Annotated in this window: 17 protein-coding genes; 6 read left to right on the top strand and 11 right to left on the bottom strand. The window is 54.3% G+C overall.

Annotation, left to right across the window (positions count from 1 at the left end; all coding sequences use genetic code 11):
- On the bottom strand, positions 1-890 hold an 890-nt coding region (locus tag POTG_RS02075), incomplete at its 3' end, for a helicase-related protein (protein ID WP_036643788.1).
- A gap of 79 nt (positions 891-969) precedes the next feature.
- Here POTG_RS02075 and POTG_RS02070 point away from each other — a divergent pair.
- Both POTG_RS02070 and gluQRS read left to right on the top strand, forming a co-directional pair.
- The gene (locus POTG_RS02070) at positions 970-2,328 is read left to right on the top strand and encodes a hemolysin family protein (protein ID WP_009223131.1); all 1,359 of its coding nucleotides are present in this window, start codon (positions 970-972) and stop codon (positions 2,326-2,328) included.
- A 99-nt stretch (positions 2,329-2,427) separates the two neighbouring features.
- The gene (gene gluQRS, locus POTG_RS02065) at positions 2,428-3,399 is read left to right on the top strand and encodes a tRNA glutamyl-Q(34) synthetase GluQRS (RefSeq protein ID WP_009223130.1); all 972 of its coding nucleotides are present in this window, start codon (positions 2,428-2,430) and stop codon (positions 3,397-3,399) included.
- A gap of 4 nt (positions 3,400-3,403) precedes the next feature.
- Here gluQRS and POTG_RS02060 read toward each other — a convergent pair whose 3' ends face one another.
- The 3 genes from POTG_RS02060 to POTG_RS02050 form a co-directional block, all read right to left on the bottom strand.
- The gene (locus POTG_RS02060; RefSeq protein ID WP_009223129.1) at positions 3,404-3,775 is read right to left on the bottom strand and encodes a DnaJ family domain-containing protein; all 372 of its coding nucleotides are present in this window, start codon (positions 3,773-3,775) and stop codon (positions 3,404-3,406) included.
- Positions 3,776-3,936: 161 nt separating this feature from the next.
- Complete coding sequence (locus POTG_RS02055) at positions 3,937-4,746, bottom strand: SDR family oxidoreductase (protein ID WP_009223128.1); 810 nt, start codon at positions 4,744-4,746, stop codon at positions 3,937-3,939.
- A gap of 143 nt (positions 4,747-4,889) precedes the next feature.
- Positions 4,890-5,708 (bottom strand): hypothetical protein, encoded by an 819-nt coding sequence (locus POTG_RS02050; protein ID WP_036643785.1) that lies wholly within the window; start codon positions 5,706-5,708, stop codon positions 4,890-4,892.
- A 324-nt stretch (positions 5,709-6,032) separates the two neighbouring features.
- Between POTG_RS02050 and POTG_RS02045 the strand changes: the two genes are divergently transcribed.
- Positions 6,033-6,272 carry a hypothetical protein gene (locus POTG_RS02045; protein ID WP_009223126.1) on the top strand — a complete coding sequence of 80 codons (240 nt, stop codon included), beginning with the start codon at positions 6,033-6,035 and terminating at the stop codon, positions 6,270-6,272.
- 126 nt (positions 6,273-6,398) lie between these two features.
- Here POTG_RS02045 and POTG_RS02040 read toward each other — a convergent pair whose 3' ends face one another.
- Positions 6,399-7,610 carry an MFS transporter gene (locus POTG_RS02040; RefSeq protein ID WP_036643950.1) on the bottom strand — a complete coding sequence of 404 codons (1,212 nt, stop codon included), beginning with the start codon at positions 7,608-7,610 and terminating at the stop codon, positions 6,399-6,401.
- Between the two features lie 237 nt (positions 7,611-7,847).
- On the opposite strand from POTG_RS02040, the gene POTG_RS02035 reads away from it, so the two are divergent.
- Positions 7,848-8,633, top strand: coding sequence for an alpha/beta hydrolase (locus POTG_RS02035; RefSeq protein ID WP_009223124.1), 786 nt, complete (start codon positions 7,848-7,850; stop codon positions 8,631-8,633).
- A gap of 353 nt (positions 8,634-8,986) precedes the next feature.
- On the opposite strand, the gene POTG_RS02030 is transcribed toward POTG_RS02035, so the two are convergent.
- Together POTG_RS02030 and POTG_RS02025 are read right to left on the bottom strand one after the other, a co-directional pair.
- Entirely contained in the window at positions 8,987-9,697 is a 711-nt protein-coding gene (locus POTG_RS02030) for an HAD family hydrolase (RefSeq protein WP_036643783.1), read from the bottom strand.
- A gap of 98 nt (positions 9,698-9,795) precedes the next feature.
- The gene (locus POTG_RS02025; protein ID WP_009223122.1) at positions 9,796-10,272 is read right to left on the bottom strand and encodes a DUF3939 domain-containing protein; all 477 of its coding nucleotides are present in this window, start codon (positions 10,270-10,272) and stop codon (positions 9,796-9,798) included.
- A 220-nt stretch (positions 10,273-10,492) separates the two neighbouring features.
- Between POTG_RS02025 and POTG_RS02020 the strand changes: the two genes are divergently transcribed.
- Together POTG_RS02020 and POTG_RS02015 are read left to right on the top strand one after the other, a co-directional pair.
- Positions 10,493-11,485: a YpdA family putative bacillithiol disulfide reductase gene (locus tag POTG_RS02020; protein ID WP_009223121.1), complete on the top strand. Its 993-nt coding sequence runs from the start codon at positions 10,493-10,495 to the stop codon at positions 11,483-11,485.
- 30 nt (positions 11,486-11,515) lie between these two features.
- Complete coding sequence (locus POTG_RS02015) at positions 11,516-11,968, top strand: DUF441 domain-containing protein (protein ID WP_009223120.1); 453 nt, start codon at positions 11,516-11,518, stop codon at positions 11,966-11,968.
- Positions 11,969-12,482: 514 nt separating this feature from the next.
- On the opposite strand, the gene POTG_RS02010 is transcribed toward POTG_RS02015, so the two are convergent.
- The 4 genes from POTG_RS02010 to POTG_RS01995 all read right to left on the bottom strand — a co-directional run.
- Positions 12,483-13,145, bottom strand: coding sequence for a type I restriction-modification enzyme R subunit C-terminal domain-containing protein (locus POTG_RS02010; protein WP_036643780.1), 663 nt, complete (start codon positions 13,143-13,145; stop codon positions 12,483-12,485).
- 186 nt (positions 13,146-13,331) lie between these two features.
- Positions 13,332-13,745 (bottom strand): EamA family transporter, encoded by a 414-nt coding sequence (locus tag POTG_RS02005; protein WP_009223118.1) that lies wholly within the window; start codon positions 13,743-13,745, stop codon positions 13,332-13,334.
- A 316-nt stretch (positions 13,746-14,061) separates the two neighbouring features.
- Positions 14,062-15,834: an ABC transporter ATP-binding protein gene (locus tag POTG_RS02000; RefSeq protein ID WP_009223117.1), complete on the bottom strand. Its 1,773-nt coding sequence runs from the start codon at positions 15,832-15,834 to the stop codon at positions 14,062-14,064.
- 27 nt (positions 15,835-15,861) lie between these two features.
- A partial coding sequence (locus POTG_RS01995; protein WP_036643778.1) for an aminoglycoside phosphotransferase family protein occupies positions 15,862-16,542 on the bottom strand: 681 nt, incomplete at its 5' end.

Below are 16,542 nucleotides of genomic sequence, written 5' to 3'. Positions count from 1 at the left end.
CGGAGGCCGCTGTCGATCACCACGGTCACGCCGTCCACGGTCAGGCTCGACTCGGCGATCGACGTCGCCAGCACGACCTTGCGCTGTCCCGCCGGCGCGGGCTCAATCGCCCGCCGCTGCTCCGCTTGCGGCATCGCGCCGTACAGCGGCGCCAACATCACACCCGCCGGCAGCCCGCCCTCCGCCAGCAGCGACTCGGTACGGCGGATTTCCCGCGCTCCCGGCAGGAACACGAGCACGCTGCCGTCATGCTCCACAAGGGCCCGGCGAACCGCACGGTCCACCTTGCGTTCCAGCGGCTCGTTTGGAGCTCCCGGCGCATATACCGTCTCCACCGGGAACATGCGTCCCCGGCTTTGCACAACCGGTGCGCCGTCCAGCATCTCCGCGATCGGCCGGGCGTCCAGCGTCGCCGACATGACGAGCAGCCGCAGGTCGTCGCGGAGCAGCTGGCGGCTTTGCCAAGCCAAGGCCAAGCCAAGGTCAGCATGCAGGCTGCGCTCATGAAATTCGTCGAAGATGACCAGACCCGTCCCGAGCAAGGCCGGGTCCTGCTGCAGCATTCGCGTTAAAATCCCTTCGGTGACGACTGTAATCCGCGTTTTGGCCGACACCCGGCTGTCGCCTCGCATGCGGTAGCCCACCGTCTCACCAACCGCTTCACCTAGCTGGGACGCCATATATACAGCGGCAGCCCGAGCCGCTAACCGGCGCGGCTCCAGCAGCAAAATCCGCTGTCCCCTAAGCCATGGTTCGCTAAGGAGCGACAGCGGAGCACGCGTCGTTTTGCCCGCCCCGGGCTCCGCCAGCAGCACGGCGGTTCCCGTTTGGTCAAGCGCTTTTTGCAGCTCAGGGATTACTTCATCAATAGGCAAAGGAAACTTTGTCATGATTCTCTCCTTACGGGTTACACTATGAAAACATTTTACCATACGGTTCTAAGAAACGAAGGGATCGGAGGAAAAACGATTGTTGAAGCTGCTCGTCCTTTTACTGCTTATCGTCTTCACCGCATTGTTCGTCATCATTGAAGCGTCGCTGCGTTCATTGCACCCGCGGACCATCGAAGCTTGGGCGCGGGAAGGCCGTCGTGGGGCCTCCGCCCTCCGCGCCCTGTCGCAACGGATCGACCAGGCGTTGTCGGCCTGCCAACTGGCCATTACGGTGAACTCGCTGACCCTGGGTTGGCTGGGCCAGCCGGCTGTCCGCAGCCTGCTCGCCCCGTTATTTGTTCGCCTGCCCTTATCGGATTCCGTAGAAACTTTTTTCTCTTTTCTCATCGCGTTCGTGTCGATTACCTATTTGCATGTGGTGCTTGGCGGATTAGTCCCGCAGGTGCTGGCTGCTCAACGGGGCGAAGCCATCATCTTGGCGTTTGCCCGGCCGCTCCTGGCATTCAGTACCCTGCTGTCCCCGTTCCTCTGGCTGCTCAACCGTTCCTCCGGCCGCATCGTCGCATGGCTAGGCCTTAAACCTGCTGCGGACTGGGACGACGCGCACAGCGAGGAGGAACTGCGAATATTGCTGAGGGAAAGCCTAGCCAACGGCCGGATTAACAAAAGCGAGTACCGCTTCATGAACCGGATTTTCGCCTTTGATGATCTGCTCGCCAAAGATATCATGGTTCCGAGAACCGATATGGTCTGCTTGGATGCGGCCAAGTCGCGCGAGGAAAACTTGCGGATCATTCGCCGGGAGCAATACACGAGATTTCCCGTCATCCGTGGAAATAAAGATAATATTATCGGGGTCATTAATACAAAAGCGTTGTTCCTGGCCCCCGAAAATCAGGCGGATGTCCCTTTGGCTTCCCTGGTCCGGCCTGTGATGACCGTCTCGGAGAACATCCCCCTTCCGGCGCTGCTGACCAAGATGCAGAAGGAACGTTCGCATATTGCTGTGCTGATCGACGAATACGGCGGTACGAGCGGGATGGTGACGATAGAGGATATACTGGAGGAAATCGTCGGCGACATCCGCGACGAATTCGATGCGGAGGAAGAGCAGGAAATTACCGAGGTCGCGGCGAATCACCTCATAGTTGACGGCAAAGTTTCGGTGTCGTTGATCAACGAATTGCTGGACGCCGATTTGAAGGAAGATGACGCGGATACAATCGGCGGCTGGATCTATGGGCATAACCTGGACATCGAAGAAGGAACCCAGCTGGTCTATGGGGACTTGCAGTTTACAGTCCTCGAGCGCGAAGACACCCGGATACGGAAAATTGAAATCAAAAGGCTGGACATGCCCCTCATGGACAGCGCGTATACATCAGAGGGTGAAGACGAAGCCCGGAACGCCCAAGGCCCCGAAGCAGGCTTGTAATGCTCGTTCCGACGTCGTCCTCGTCCACATTCATCAAATGGGACATTCGGACAACTCTACAAAAAGTGAACAAGTGAACAATCGAGGAAGTGAAGCATCATGAAACGCGGACGATTTGCACCTACGCCATCCGGCGACATGCATCTAGGCAACGCCAAAATCGCGCTGCTCTCTTGGCTGCAAATGCGCGCAGCCGGAGGAATCTTCGTGCTGCGCATTGAAGATATCGACACCCAACGCTCCAAGCCGGCGATCACGGAACGGATTCTCGCCGACCTTCGTTGGCTGGGGCTGGACTGGGATGAAGGACCAGGCGCTTCGGATGCGTCCGGTCCTTACCTGCAAAGCCAGCGGACCGAGCTTTATGAGGAGGCGCTGGCCAAGCTGGACGCGGCCGGCCGGCTGTACCCTTGCTTCTGCAGCCGGGCGGAGCTGCTCGCGGTGGCCGGGGCGCCGCACGGCTTGTCCTCGGAAGGGGCGCCTTATCCCGGAACATGCCGCGGCTTAAGCCCGGAGGAGCAGCAGCGCCGAGCGCAACACAAAGATCCGTCACTCCGATTTGCGATTGGCCCGGAGGAAATTCGCTTCGTCGACGGCATCGCCGGGCCGCAGGTTTTCCCGCCGGGCAGCGGCGGGGATTTTGTCGTGCGCCGGGCCGACCATATGTATTCCTATCAACTGGCGGTGACCGTAGACGATGCCTTGATGGGGATCACCGATGTACTGCGCGGTGACGATTTGCTCGACTCCACGCCCCGCCAGCTCCACCTCTATGCAGCGTTAGGCTTGACGCCGCCTAAGTTCGCCCATGCCCCGCTCATCCTCGGAGAGGACGGACGGCGGTTGGCCAAACGGCATGGCGACTTAGGGCTCCCCGCGCTGCGCGCCGCCGGTACGAAGCCGGAGACGGTCATCGGCTGGCTGGCCTACATCAGCGGCTTGATCGACCGCCCTGAAGCTGTAACGGCCAAAGAGTTGATCCCCGGCTTCCGGCTGGACCGGATCTCGCGAGAGCCGTTTCTGTTAACCGAAGCGATGATACGGAAGCTGATGCCTGACACCCCAATTTGACTTCCTATTCCAGCTTCCGGCGGATTGCATCTTCATACTGCCGGAACGCCGGATTCGTTGATAGACCGCGCTCGCTCATTAGCATATTCAGCCTCAGCTCCTGCTCCGTCAGCCGCTTCTTCAAAGCCTGCCTCTCCGGCCCGTCCTCACAAGCGGCAAGCAGGTCGGTAAGCCGAACCATCTCCTGCTGCAGCTGAATTTCTTCGGGAACGTAACCCGCATTTTTCATCAGCTTATAGGCCATCCGCAAATCCTCCGGAACCCCGGATAAATCCTCCACCTTCAGCGGCTTGCCCTTCCCGGGCAAATGATCAAACTCCCCGCGGGCCATCGCTTCTGCAATCTTCTGTTCCGCTAACCAGGACAGCATATCCATCCCTCCTCAAGCGTTTCCTTCCTGTATCATACCACAGCCGCCATCGGAATCATCTCCGCAGATGCCATGCCCCGAAAGTTTATACTTTCTGAATCTTAAAAAAACGCCTCCGCGATTGCGAAAGCGTTAACTCTAGGATCGTTTCTCCATCAGGTGAAACGTTATAACAGCGACTCCGCCCCATCGATGACAATTCGGGCTCCGGTAATGTGGATGGACTCGTCCGAAGCCAAAAAGGCGACGAGATCCGCGACGTTCTCCGGTTGACCCGGGCCGTCCGCTAAGGGCTGCGAGCCCTTTGGATATTTTACCGGAATGACGATCTCCTGCAGCTCCTTGCTCTTCTCCGTTGATGTATCGATATTGGTGGCGATGGCGCCGGGACTGATGGCATTAACGCGAATTTTGAATTGGGCCAGCTCCAGCGCCAGCATTTTCGCGAAAGCAACTTGTCCCGCTTTCGTCGTACTATAAGCCGACATCCCAAAGCCGGAAAATTTATCATTGCCGTTTATCGAACTGGTAATGATAATACTGCCGCCGCCCCGTTGCTTTAAGTAGGGAACCGTATATTTCACGGTCAGGAACGTACCCGTCAGATTGATGCTCAGTGTCTTCTCCCAATCCTCGAAGCTTAAATCCTCGACTGGCGCCAGCTTGCCGTTGACGCCTGCATTGGCGAAGACGATATCGATGCCGCCAAAATGCTCGGCAGCTTCGCGTACCGCCTGTTCGACCCGCGCCGGGTCCGCCACGTCGACATCATACGCGCGGGCCGCACCCTCGCGCATGGCATTGATTTCCCGCGCTGCCTGCTCCGTGCGCTCATCCAACAGATCGAACAGCGCGACCCCCGCCCCCTCGCTGGCCAGCTTCACCGCAGCCGCCTTGCCGATCCCGGAACCGGCTCCGGTGATGATCGCCGTTTTGCCCCGAAACCGTTCGCGGTTCGTCGTCTGATTGCTTGTCATGACTTCACACTCCTGAAGATGAAATGGGTTCATTGGTGAAACTTTTTACCTGCCTCTATCCAGATTGCCCATTTCGGAGTGTTTTTTAGTCAGGGATGGCTGGTTTATACCATGAAAAAAACTTGGGTTTCCTTAGGTCCCACTCACTCAGCGTTATGCGGCTTACGGAACCACTTCAGCAAAATCTTCTGAAATTGCTGGCGGGGCGTGGGCGTCGCAATCATCCAATCCTCTTCGTCCTTCGCGCTGCAACGGATCAACCAGTTCAACTGCGGGTTGTTCATAAACTGCATCTGCTGGATCTCCCAGCGTCCGCCGCAGTTCGCATAGAACCGGATATCCCCATGCGCGAGCGGAGATTTCATACATTTTGCTAAGGCGATACTGCCTTCTTCATCGTTCGTCATGTCAGCCAGGAGGGTGGCCAAGCGGTTAAGTTCCAGCTCCCGGGCCTGGCTCAGTGCTGCGTCAAATTGTTTTCTTGACATCATCAAGGCGGGAAGCTCCCCCGGCGTGCGCGAGTTCCACTTCATCCGACCGGCTAACAAAACGCTTAGTTGTTTCCCTTCGGTAATTCGTTCGACGAATAAGCGGTTGATTTTCCCGGGCAGCCGTCTGAATCGGATAATCTGATTGCCGGTGATATGCAGATATTCCTCAGAAGTTTGCTTTCCGCAAGTATAGGTTAGCCAGCAAGCCTTGACGGCCGCCGATGCGGCGGTCAGGTCGTCTAGGACGTGCTGCGGCAAGCTGATCCGAGCTCCTTGCACCGTCTCCGACACCTCTTCCTTGCTTTTCAACGTCTCACGCGTGTCTTCGGCATCCGAATCTAGCATCGCCTGCAAAAAAACGTGAAAGGGATGCTCTGGATCCTGCCACGTTTGAATTCCTAACCACTCTATCAAAGTTAGCCATTCTTTCGCTTGAAGCACCACATTTTCCTTGCGGGAGGAATCTGTCATCAATTTCTTCCACCTCCTACAGATTGGGTCTCGCTTCCGATGCAGTAATCATACCACTATTCAATTTCCCTGTGCTCGGAATTTTTTACCAATCTATTACAATGTACCCATAAAAATAGGAGGTGAAGCACAATTTTTTAAAGATGCTGAAACTTTTTAATCCGCCTATCCGTAATATTGATGTAAGCGTGCAAAACCGAGACTTCCGTCCTGTTTCGTTCGCTGTCATTAAACATTTATCGAAATATCATGTTTTTTTAATCTTTTCTTAAGTTTTTCGATCTACAATGTTTAATATGAAACCACTGTATAGAGGTGATTCTAATGAAAATCCTGATCAACTTCCAAAATAATCTGGTTCCGGTTTATTTCAACGTCGATAGCAAGCAACCTGTGCAGCGTACATTGAAGCTGCTGACGAGCGCGCTCGAGTACAAATACTATAACGGCAAGCAAGCTTTGAAGAAGTGCTTGAACTCCTTAATCAGCATTGAAATCGAAGGTTCCGAAGCGATTCTCCACAGTAAGAGCGAATTTGATTCTCTTGCGCTTTCACTCTATTAATCTAGTATTAGTTGCGATGACCGTTTTGTAGAAAAAAGGCTCCGTACCTCAGCATCACGCTGATGGCACGGAGCTTTTTTTCAAATCGATATCCATCTTACGTTCCGTTTCGTTCCGGCTACCCTCTCAATTTCGAACTTCGCTTTCGTTCAAGCGGCGGTTTCCAAAGAGGGACTTGAACCGGAGTGTCATTGCCGTTACTGCTAGGATTGACCCGTTCAGGACAAACACCACCGGGATAGAGATCCATGACCCGAGCGCCCCGCCGGCAATCGGTCCGAACATATTGCCAAGCTGGCTGGCGGACTGGTTCAAGCTGAAGGCGCGGCCGCGGAATTCCGGTTTAGTCGACTGTACGATCAAAGCGTTTAACGCCGGGAACACGGCGGCGAAGAACAAGCCGTACACAAAGCGCAGAATTCCGAACCCAACCAACGAATGAAAGAAATGCTGCAAAATGTTGCCAACCCCGCCACCAATCAATCCGATCATCAACGTGTTGTGGTAGCCGATCCTCTCCCCAATTTTGCCCCAGAACGGTGCGGCGATGATCGTGGAGATACCTACCGCCGAGAAAATAATGCCCGAGCTAAGCGAAGCGTCGGAAGCCGAAGCGCCCAGATCCAGCACATACAGCGAAAGCAGCGGCTCAAGCACCATCACGGAAGAGGTGACGATCAGCACGACAAGCAGCTTGCCCATCAACGGTCGGTTAGCTGACGCCTCCTTGAGATCATCCAGCACATGCGAACGCTCCCGGTTACGATCGAAGTTCTGCTCCTTCACGAAGATCAAGGCTATCAGTGCTGAGATCAACACGACGGCACCCGACGCCAGAAACGCCTCCCGATAACCGATAAACTTGCTGAGGGAACCGCCCACCAAAGGTCCGATAATACCTCCGGCCGCTCCAGCTGTCGACATGACTCCCAGCGAATATCCGACATGCTTCTCTGGCGTATTGGTTGCAACCAACGCAATCGCGGAAGGCACATACCCGGCCAAGAGCCCGGACAAAATGCGGACGGCGATCAGCTGATAAGGATCCCGGACGAAGAAGTAAAGGATATACACCGCACTAAGCGCAAACCCGGATCGAAGCAGCATCGGCTTCCGGCCGTACTTATCCGACAGCGAACCCCAATACGGAGAGATCAACGCGCCGGCCAAAAACGTCACCCCAAACGCGATCCCCGACCAGAGGGTGAGATGCTTCGTTACTCCAAGATCATGAGCAATAAACAGAGACATGAATGGAATGACCATGGAATACGCGGTGCTGCAAAAAAAAACGCCAAGCCACAGCACGTACAGATTTCTTTTCCAGGGGAAATTCACTTCATCCACCCCCAGCATTGTTACTTGCCAACCCTGGAACTAACCCGTTTTTTTATTCTAGCACAATTCGTTGACAACTGTTCGAAAGATTTCGAATTTTAGATTTCGAGGTCAAGATGTTCGAGATATAATGGAAGTTGGATGATCTGTTTAGTAAAAATAATCCATGCCCGTTTCGGTAAGCGCTTACTTGCTGTTTGCACCGAGATGGCATGGAGCCAAAGGAGCTTGAGCATTATGGCACTATTTCAATGTCGTTTTTTCTCCGAAGTATTAGGGCTGAGCACCTCCATGACCGTCATCCTGCCGGAACCTGCGCAATCGCAAATCGGGATGTCCGCACCGGCGATCGCCGGACCTTATCCAACCCTCTATCTGCTGCACGGCATGTCCGACGACGACTCGATCTGGCTGCGCCGCACCTCGATTGAACGTTATGTTTCGGGTATGGGTCTGGCCGTAGTGATGCCTCAGGTTGATTTGAGCTTCTATGCGGATATGGCGTACGGCAACAACTATTGGACGTTCGTCAGCGAGGAGCTGCCTCGCCTTTGCCGGTCGTTCTTCCCATTGTCCGATCGACGCGAGGACACCTTCGTTGCCGGGTTGTCGATGGGCGGCTACGGCGCCTTCAAGCTGGCGTTGCGCAAGCCCGAGACGTTCGCTGCTGCTGCCAGCTTATCGGGGGCGCTTGATATCGCGAACAGCCGGCATGGGCTGTCGCCGCTGTTCCTGCGGATTTTCGGCGAATCCGGACCTAAGGGCACGGATAACGACCTGCTGACACTGCTGGACCCGCTCGCCAAGGCCATGCAGGAAGGGAAGCCGGTTCCGCAGCTGTACCAATGCTGCGGGACGGAAGATTTCCTGTACGAGGACAACCAAACGTTCCGCGAAGCATGCACCCGCGCCGGCCTGCCTCTCACCTATGAAGAAGGACCTGGCTCCCACGAATGGGGCTATTGGGATGCGAAGATTCAGGACGTGCTGAAATGGCTGCCGCTTCAACCGAAAGAAGCTTAATCTTACAAGTACACTTAGCCGGCTGTGAGCTTCCTCTCGGCCGGCTAGGTTTTTGTCCGCATTTATGAATTCAAACTGCAGGCAGCCGCTCATTTCAGCCCAGCCTTCTCCCCGCTCGGTTGCCACGCGATATTTGTGGCCATGATCCGCGATGATCCGCCCCGGTGAGACATGCTCTAAACCCATTTCGCGAAAAGCGTTCTCCCGCTCCGGGTTCCATCCGAGTTCATATAAATTCAATCCCAATTCCTATACGATCAAAATGGTTCAACCCTGTTCCAACTTCCCTTCCCGTCTCCTTAGCCGCAAAAAAAGACGCGGGATCCTCGCATCCCGCGTCTTGGCAAGCTTTGTCAATCCATTTTTGTCCCGCATAGCTTCTGGGTATATTGGTCCAACAGCGCCGGGACTTCCTTCAGCTCGTGAATCGTCCGCCACGGTGTGCCGCCTTCCAGCGTCTCGTCCCACTCATGCTTGCGCTTCAGCCAAATGCCGCGGATCCCCACCTGAGCGGCTCCCCAAATATCGTTGCGAGGATGATCGCCAACGATCACCGTCTCCTCCGCTTGAACACCAAGCCGATCCAATGCCAGTTGATAGATCCGAGGATCGGGCTTCTGGATGTCCACGTCCCCGGATACGATGATCGCATCGAAGAACGGCCGCAGGTGGATCAAATCGATTTTTTCATGCTGTCTGTGGCTGTGTCCGTTCGTGACGATCCCCAGCCGAAGCTGCTGATCACGGCAATACCGCAGGGTATCCTCCGCATAGTCCATCGCCTTCGCATAGGTCATATAATGTCGGTTGTAATAGGCTTTCACTTCCTCCAAGCTCGTCTCTTGACGCCAAGGCAACCAATCCAACAGCTCCTGAAAAAAGCCCTCCTTCGGCCGATATCCATCGTTATCCCGTTCAATCATCTCAGCGATCAACGCTCCCCGCTGCGTCTCGTCTATTGGCACCAGGCACTCCTGTACTAATTGAGAGGCGAAACTGCGGAACATGTGATCGCGATCCATTAACGTATTATCAAGGTCAAACAGTACGGCTTTTAGCTGCAAACTTTTTCCCCACTTTCCCCAGTTGTCTCTCTCTATTGTAAAACAGTCTGTCAAATCAAAAGCGCACCTCCGGCTCACCGGAAAATGCGCTTTCCGCGTTATATCACTTGTTTGGGGCGATGGGTCAACAACATCTCTTGATCTGTCACGTACAGCGGAAACGGCGGCATCTCCTTCAAATAATGCTCCCGCATCAGCAGACGATAATCGACCTCCAACTGGCGAGAGTCCTCCAGCACCGGCAGCTTGCCTTGGTCCTCCACGTAATGATCCACCGCAACCTGCACCATGTCTAGATAATAAGGGATGTCACGCTCTTCTTCCGGAAATATTTCATAGGTTTCCCTCGACAAGTAAAAACGTTGGTCCGTCACTCCGCCCAAATATCGCGACAGGCGTTTCATATCCAGACTTCCGTCCGGCAGCAGCAACGACAACCGGTTGATCCCTTCCGGCATGTCGGCTTCATAACGCAGCACCGCGCGTCGAACCTCATCCAACGTAACCTTGATGGCTGTAGGAACCATTACCTGTTTTACCTGTTTGGGCTTGCGTTTTTTAAACCAGGACAGCATGTTCGGCACCTCCTTCACTTTCTAAACCAAGGTAACCGCTTACACTATTAGTGTACTCCAAATCTCCTGCTTTGAACCCCCGAAGCCAAAGATTTCATAGGATTGCCACATCCTTCCCCTGGAAAATCCGCAGCGGATGGTTGGCAATTCTCCGTCATTTGCGGTAGGATGGAATTGTTTTGAAAATTCGTTTGAACTCAATGTCTATGAGGAGGTTCTCATGCTGGATGTGATCATCATCGGAGCAGGGCCTTGCGGTCTATCGGCAGCCATCGAATGCCAGCGTCGCGGACTGCAGGTGCTTGTTCTAGAGAAACATTGCCTTGTCCATTCCATCTACTCTTATCCTACGTATATGCAGTTTTTCAGTACCGCTGAGCTGCTAGAAATCGGAGATGTACCGTTTGCTTCGGCGAACGACAAACCTTACCGCCATGAAGCGCTAGCCTACTACCGCAAGGTCAGCGATCATTATAACGTCCCGGTATCGGCCTATGAAGAAGCCACCGAAGTGGTGCGGCAGCCGGACGGCACGTTTGTGGTTCGTTCGGTGAAACGCGGCGGTGAGCAGGCGGAATACCAGGCCCGTTATGTCATCATCTCGACAGGTTATTTCGATCACCCCAATATTTTAGGAATTCCGGGAGAAAATACCGACAAGGTGACGCATTACTTCCAAGAGGCGCATCCGTACACCGGTACGAAAGTGACGATTATCGGCGGTAGCAACTCCGCAGTGGATGCCGCGCTGGAGCTGGTGCGTGTGAACGCCGAGGTTACTGTCGTGTATCGCGGAGAGGACTTGTCCGCGAACATCAAGCCTTGGGTACGGCCGCTGTTCGAAAGTGCGGTCAACAAAGGAAAGGTCGCTTTGCGCCTGAAATCCCGGGTCATCGAAATCCTGCCTGACCGCGTGATCATCGAAGGTGCTGACGGTAAAACGTCCGAACTGGCAAACGATTTTGTCTTGGCGTTAACCGGGTTCCGCCCTGATCGCAAGCTGTTGTTCTCCGCCGGAGTTGAAATGACCGGTGACATGGAGAAGCCGGTGTTTAATCCGGAGACGATGGAAACGAACGTGCCCGGTCTATACGTTGCCGGGGTTATCGCTTCCGGACGTAACGCCAACGAGGTGTTCATCGAAACCGGTCGCGGCCACGGGAAGCTGATCGCAGAGCATATCGTAGGGTCGAGAACTTCGAGCAACGTATAAATTATCGATATTCACCGCAGGAGGTGGATCATGCAACAAATTGACGTGACAGCCTTGCTGCTGTTGTTGTTAGCCGCGCTGGGCATTTTCAGCAGCAACATGCCCATTACCGTGGCGATGATTGTCTTGCTGCTGCTTCGCGTGCTGCATCTGCACTATACCTTCCCTTGGCTGGAGAAATACGGCTTGACGCTGGGCATCATCATCCTCACCATCGGCGTGATGACGCCGGTCGCCAGCGGCAAAATCTCCATCCAGACGCTATGGGCTTCCTTCTTCCATTGGAAGTCCCTGCTCGCCATCGGCGTCGGCATGCTTGTCGCCTGGCTCGGCGGTCGCGGCGCGACCTTGATGGGCAATCAGCCGACTGTCGTCGCCGGCCTATTGATAGGCACCGTGCTGGGCGTCGCCTTCTTCCGCGGCGTCCCTGTCGGCCCGCTGATCGCCGCCGGCATTTTGTCGCTGGTGATCGGGAAGCTGTGAGGCTCAGCATTAAGCTGCAGTAAGAAAAACGCCTATCGACGTACATTCAAAGTAGACAGACCGCGTTTAGCGGAAGTTTTTCTTGCGATATCAGGATGCCAATGCCCCGAAGTTTATACTTTCTGATATCTTAAAAAAGGCTGAATTCTAAACAATACGTTTAGAGTTCAGCCTTTTTGCATGCTCGTGGGCGCGGGCGGGCCCTGGGTCCTTGGGTTCGCGGGTCTGCGGGTCCGCCGGTACGTGGGTACACGGTTCCGCGAGTCCGTTGGTTCGTCGCTCCGTCGGTCCACGGCGCTCTAACGGAACCATATGACCTTATTCCGCCATTTCCCCGCGATTTCCCATCCTAACGGAACCAGAAGGCGTTATTAGCGCATATTGGGTATCATTTGAGGCGCTTTGGTGCAAATAACGTCCGTACGTTCCGTTAGAACGGGAATAGACCTCTTGGGACTAAAATAAGGTCTTTCAGTTCCGTTACGTGCTCCGGCAGCGAGCGCGAAATCCTCCCTTAATCTCCCGAAACGATCTGCACCGCATTCTCCTTGATCTGATTCACCACATCCACAAGCTTCTTTTGTTTACTTCCATCAAACAGCTTGATAAAGCTCTGCGGCTTATCAAACGGCGGTTTGGTCAGTTCTGCTACATTATCGATATAACCGTTCTGCACGATATAATCGATCACTTTTTTCACAAACACGATTTGCGCTTGCGTCAAGGATTGGTCATTAATAAACTCGGAAAACGCCTGATTGGCTGCCTCTACTTCCAATTTGGCTACTTTTCGTACAAGCAATCCAAACGGTGTATCCTTGAATTCCCGTTTATAATCTTCGGCGGTTCCCAGCTCCCCGGTGAATACTTTCTCCAGGCTCTCATAGTCCAGCGCCGTCAGCGGGATATTATTCCGTAACTTATAGATCGCCACATTGTCGCGGTTCAACTCGATATAACGGTTGACCTTGAGCTTGTAATCCTCAAAATCATACGCCGCGTACATCGCCTTCCCTTCCTGAACCATCAATACCTCATCCGCCAGGTTCGTATCGATCGGGTTACGCTTTCCACCTTCATCAACGGTATACTTGATCAGATCCCGGAGCTCAACACGAACCTTTTCGAAGGTCAACAGATCGGCATCCTGCCAAAACTCCTCCGTTAGTTCTATCATAGCAGAAAAAAACATCCTAATTAGAGTGATTTGATCACTTTTTGACCGCGATTCCCCAAAATGTCCCCATATGTAAGTGAGTGAGTTAATTAATCTTCCATTGGTCCAATTTACATATATATCAGCAGTAATAAATGCCTTCGTAACATTATTGGCAAGTACATTACGGTACTGATGACTCCCCTCTTACAAAACCATAACCAGCGTACCAATCGTGATCAAAATGGAGCCAATCAGCGACTTGTATGTAAATTCCTCATGTAAAAAAATAAGTGCCAGAACCAGCGTGATCACGATGCTTAATTTATCGATTGCCACCACTTTGGAGGTATGTCCCAACTGAAGAGCTTTAAAATAGCAGAGCCAGGATGCACCGGTAGCCAAGCCGGACAGGATCAGGAAAATCCAGCTTTTTCGGCTGATCTCGAACAGTCCGCTCTGGGCGTGGGTGAGATACACCATCCCCCATGCCATAATGACCACCACAACCGTGCGAATCGCTGTCGCCAGATTGGAGTTAACCCCCTCAATACCAACCTTCGCCAAAATTGACGTAAGCGCCGCAAAAATAGCGGACAACAAAGCGAGTATAAACCACATTTACGAGAGACTTCCTTTCACTTTCATAGGGAGATTTAAAGTTACTTTACAACATGATCCGTCGACCTAGTGTCATAGGTACGCACTCCAAACAATAACGGAACTTTTTACCCTTATTTCGCCCAAATGAGCTAAATCCAAGAAAATAGCGGTAAAAAATGTCCTTATTCCGCTCAGAAACTTGCTGAAACCCGGCTCAAATGTGCCCACTCCCAGCAATAGCGGAACTTATTACCCTTATTTCGCCCGTTCAGCCACAAAAGGGCGAAATAACGCCCTTTTATGGCCTTATCTGTGGCGAGGAAGGGTAAACTTCTCACCCCAGCTCCACGCTCTCCGCCGGGCTGAGGTGCTGGATGTTGTACAGCTGCGCGTACACGCCGTCCGGGATCGCCATCAGCTCGTCGTGCGTGCCGCGCTCGACGATTTCGCCGTTCTTCAGCACGATGATCTGGTCGGCGTGGGTGATCGTCGACAGCCGGTGCGCCACGATCAGCGTCGTGCGGGCGCGCGAGAGCTGCTGCAGCGACTGCTGGATCAGGTGCTCCGACTCCAGGTCAAGCGCGGATGTCGCCTCATCGAGCACGAGGATCGGCGGGTCTTTCAAGAAGACGCGGGCGATGGCAATCCGCTGCTTCTGCCCGCCGGACAGCTTGACGCCGCGCTCCCCGACCTCGGTGTCGTAGCCCTGCGGCAGCTGCATGATGAAATCATGCGCGTTCGCCGCGCGGGTCGCCTCGATCACCTCCGCCTCGGTGGCGTCCGGCCGGCCGAACAAAATGTTGTCGCGCACGCTGCCGCTAAAAAGGAAATTGTCCTGCAGCACCATGCCGATCCGGCTGCGCAGGCTTTCCATCGTCCACTCGCGGACGTCACGGCCGCCCACCGTCAGCGCCCCCCGCTGCACATCGTAGAACCGGGGAATCAACCCAACGAGCGACGATTTCCCGCCTCCGCTCATGCCAACGAAGGCAACGGTTTGGCCGGGATTGACTTCGAATGAGATATTTTTGAGCACCCAATCGCCATCTTCCCGATACTTGAACCACACATCCCGGAACATCACGCCGTGGCTGCCCTGCGGCAATACCTTTGCATCCGGCGCATCGATCATATCGTACGGCTCCTCCATCAGCTCGAGCACCCGCTCCCACGAAGCCGAAGCCTGCGTTAACGTGGTCGAGGAGTTAATTAATCTCCTTAACGGTGCGTAAAGCCGATCGAGATATCCAAAAAAGGCCACAAACGTCCCCAGCGTCAAATCGCCGTGAATCACCTGATACCCGCCGTACCCGATCACCAGCAGCGGCGCGATATCGGTCAGCGTGTTGATCACGGCAAACGTCCACGCGTTCCAGCGGCTGTGAGCCAACGCTTTTTGCAGAAACCGGCCGTTGGTCCCTTCAAATCGTTTGCGGTCATAACGTTCCAACGCAAAGCTTCGGATAACGGAAATGCCCTGAATCCGCTCATGCAAATAAGCCTGGATCCCGGCGAGTGCCGCCGAACGGTCTTTGGTCAGCTTCTTCAAGCGCTTGTACAGCACTTTCACCGCGATCGCGTACAGCGGGAAGATCGCAATCGCTACCAGCGTCAGCCAGGGGTTCAGATAAAACATAAATCCCAGCACGAACACCAGCGTAAACATGTCCAGCCAAACGTTCATCATGCCGACCTCGACGATGTTCTTGGTCTGCTCGGCGTCGTTAATAAAGCGGGAGATGATCTCCCCCACCTTCGTGTTTTGGTAGTACCGCAGCGAGAGCCGCTGCAAGTGCGCGTACAGCTTGTTGCGCAGATCAAACAAAATCCGTGCCGTGATCAACTGGGCAAAATATTGCCGCGCATATTCCACCGGACCACGCACGATCACAAACAGGAACAGCGTGGCCCCCAGCACGATCATCAGCTGCGAAACCTTCTGCTCCAGCTCCATCGCACCGCCCAGCAAAATATCGTCCACTACATATTTCTGCACCAGCGGCAGCAAGGAGGGAATGCCAAATTTCAGCATCCCGATAAACAAGGTAAGTATGATCCATTTCGTATAAGGCCTAACAAACGTCAAATAGGCTTTCCAATGTTTCAATTTGTTAGCACATCCTCTATTTGTTTCTTACCGTTCGGTGGCGGAGGTATCCAGCTTCCGGATCAGTCGCTCCGCGTATTCGTCCAACCGGCGGGCGAGAAGCTCCGGCGTTAACCCGTTCAGTCCCAAATCCGGCCAACCCTGGTACACTTCGGGCGGACCTGGCAGCATTTCGATCAGGCATAGCATATCCCAATAGGGATCGTTTACGTCGCACCCCTCCCGCCGCGCTTGAGCAAGATAGTTGTCCAAAAAAGCATCCGCCGCCTCCACCCCATACATCTGCACGAGATTCAATCGGCAGTGGCCGGTATCGATCCCGGTCGGCCCCATGCAGGCATTGGCCCAATCCACGACCCCGCTGATCGCCCCCTCCTGCCACAACACGTTAGCCGGATGGTAGTCGCGATGAATGAATTGCGGCACGTATGATGGTACAGGTCCTTGCACGCGATCAATAATTCTCCGCCACGCCTCAGGAACACGGGACCACTGGGGCACAGACAATCGGGACACCTCGTTATAGGTAAAATAGTTCCATCTGATCGGCTGAGCTTCTGCCGCATGGATCTCCACCAGCATCCGGGCAAGCCCGTCCAGCCATTCCGGCAGATCCGAAGGGTTCAACACGACCCGGCCAGGCAGCCGGGTCATCAGCACGGACGGCACGCCGCAAGCACTGCCGTACGAATCGCAGGCGAGCGCACG

The organism is Paenibacillus sp. oral taxon 786 str. D14 (assembly GCF_000159955.1).
GTDB lineage: Bacteria > Bacillota > Bacilli > Paenibacillales > Paenibacillaceae > Fontibacillus > Fontibacillus phoenicis.
The sequence above is the reverse complement of the archived record's forward strand: the minus strand, read 5'-3'. Positions and strand labels throughout refer to the sequence as shown.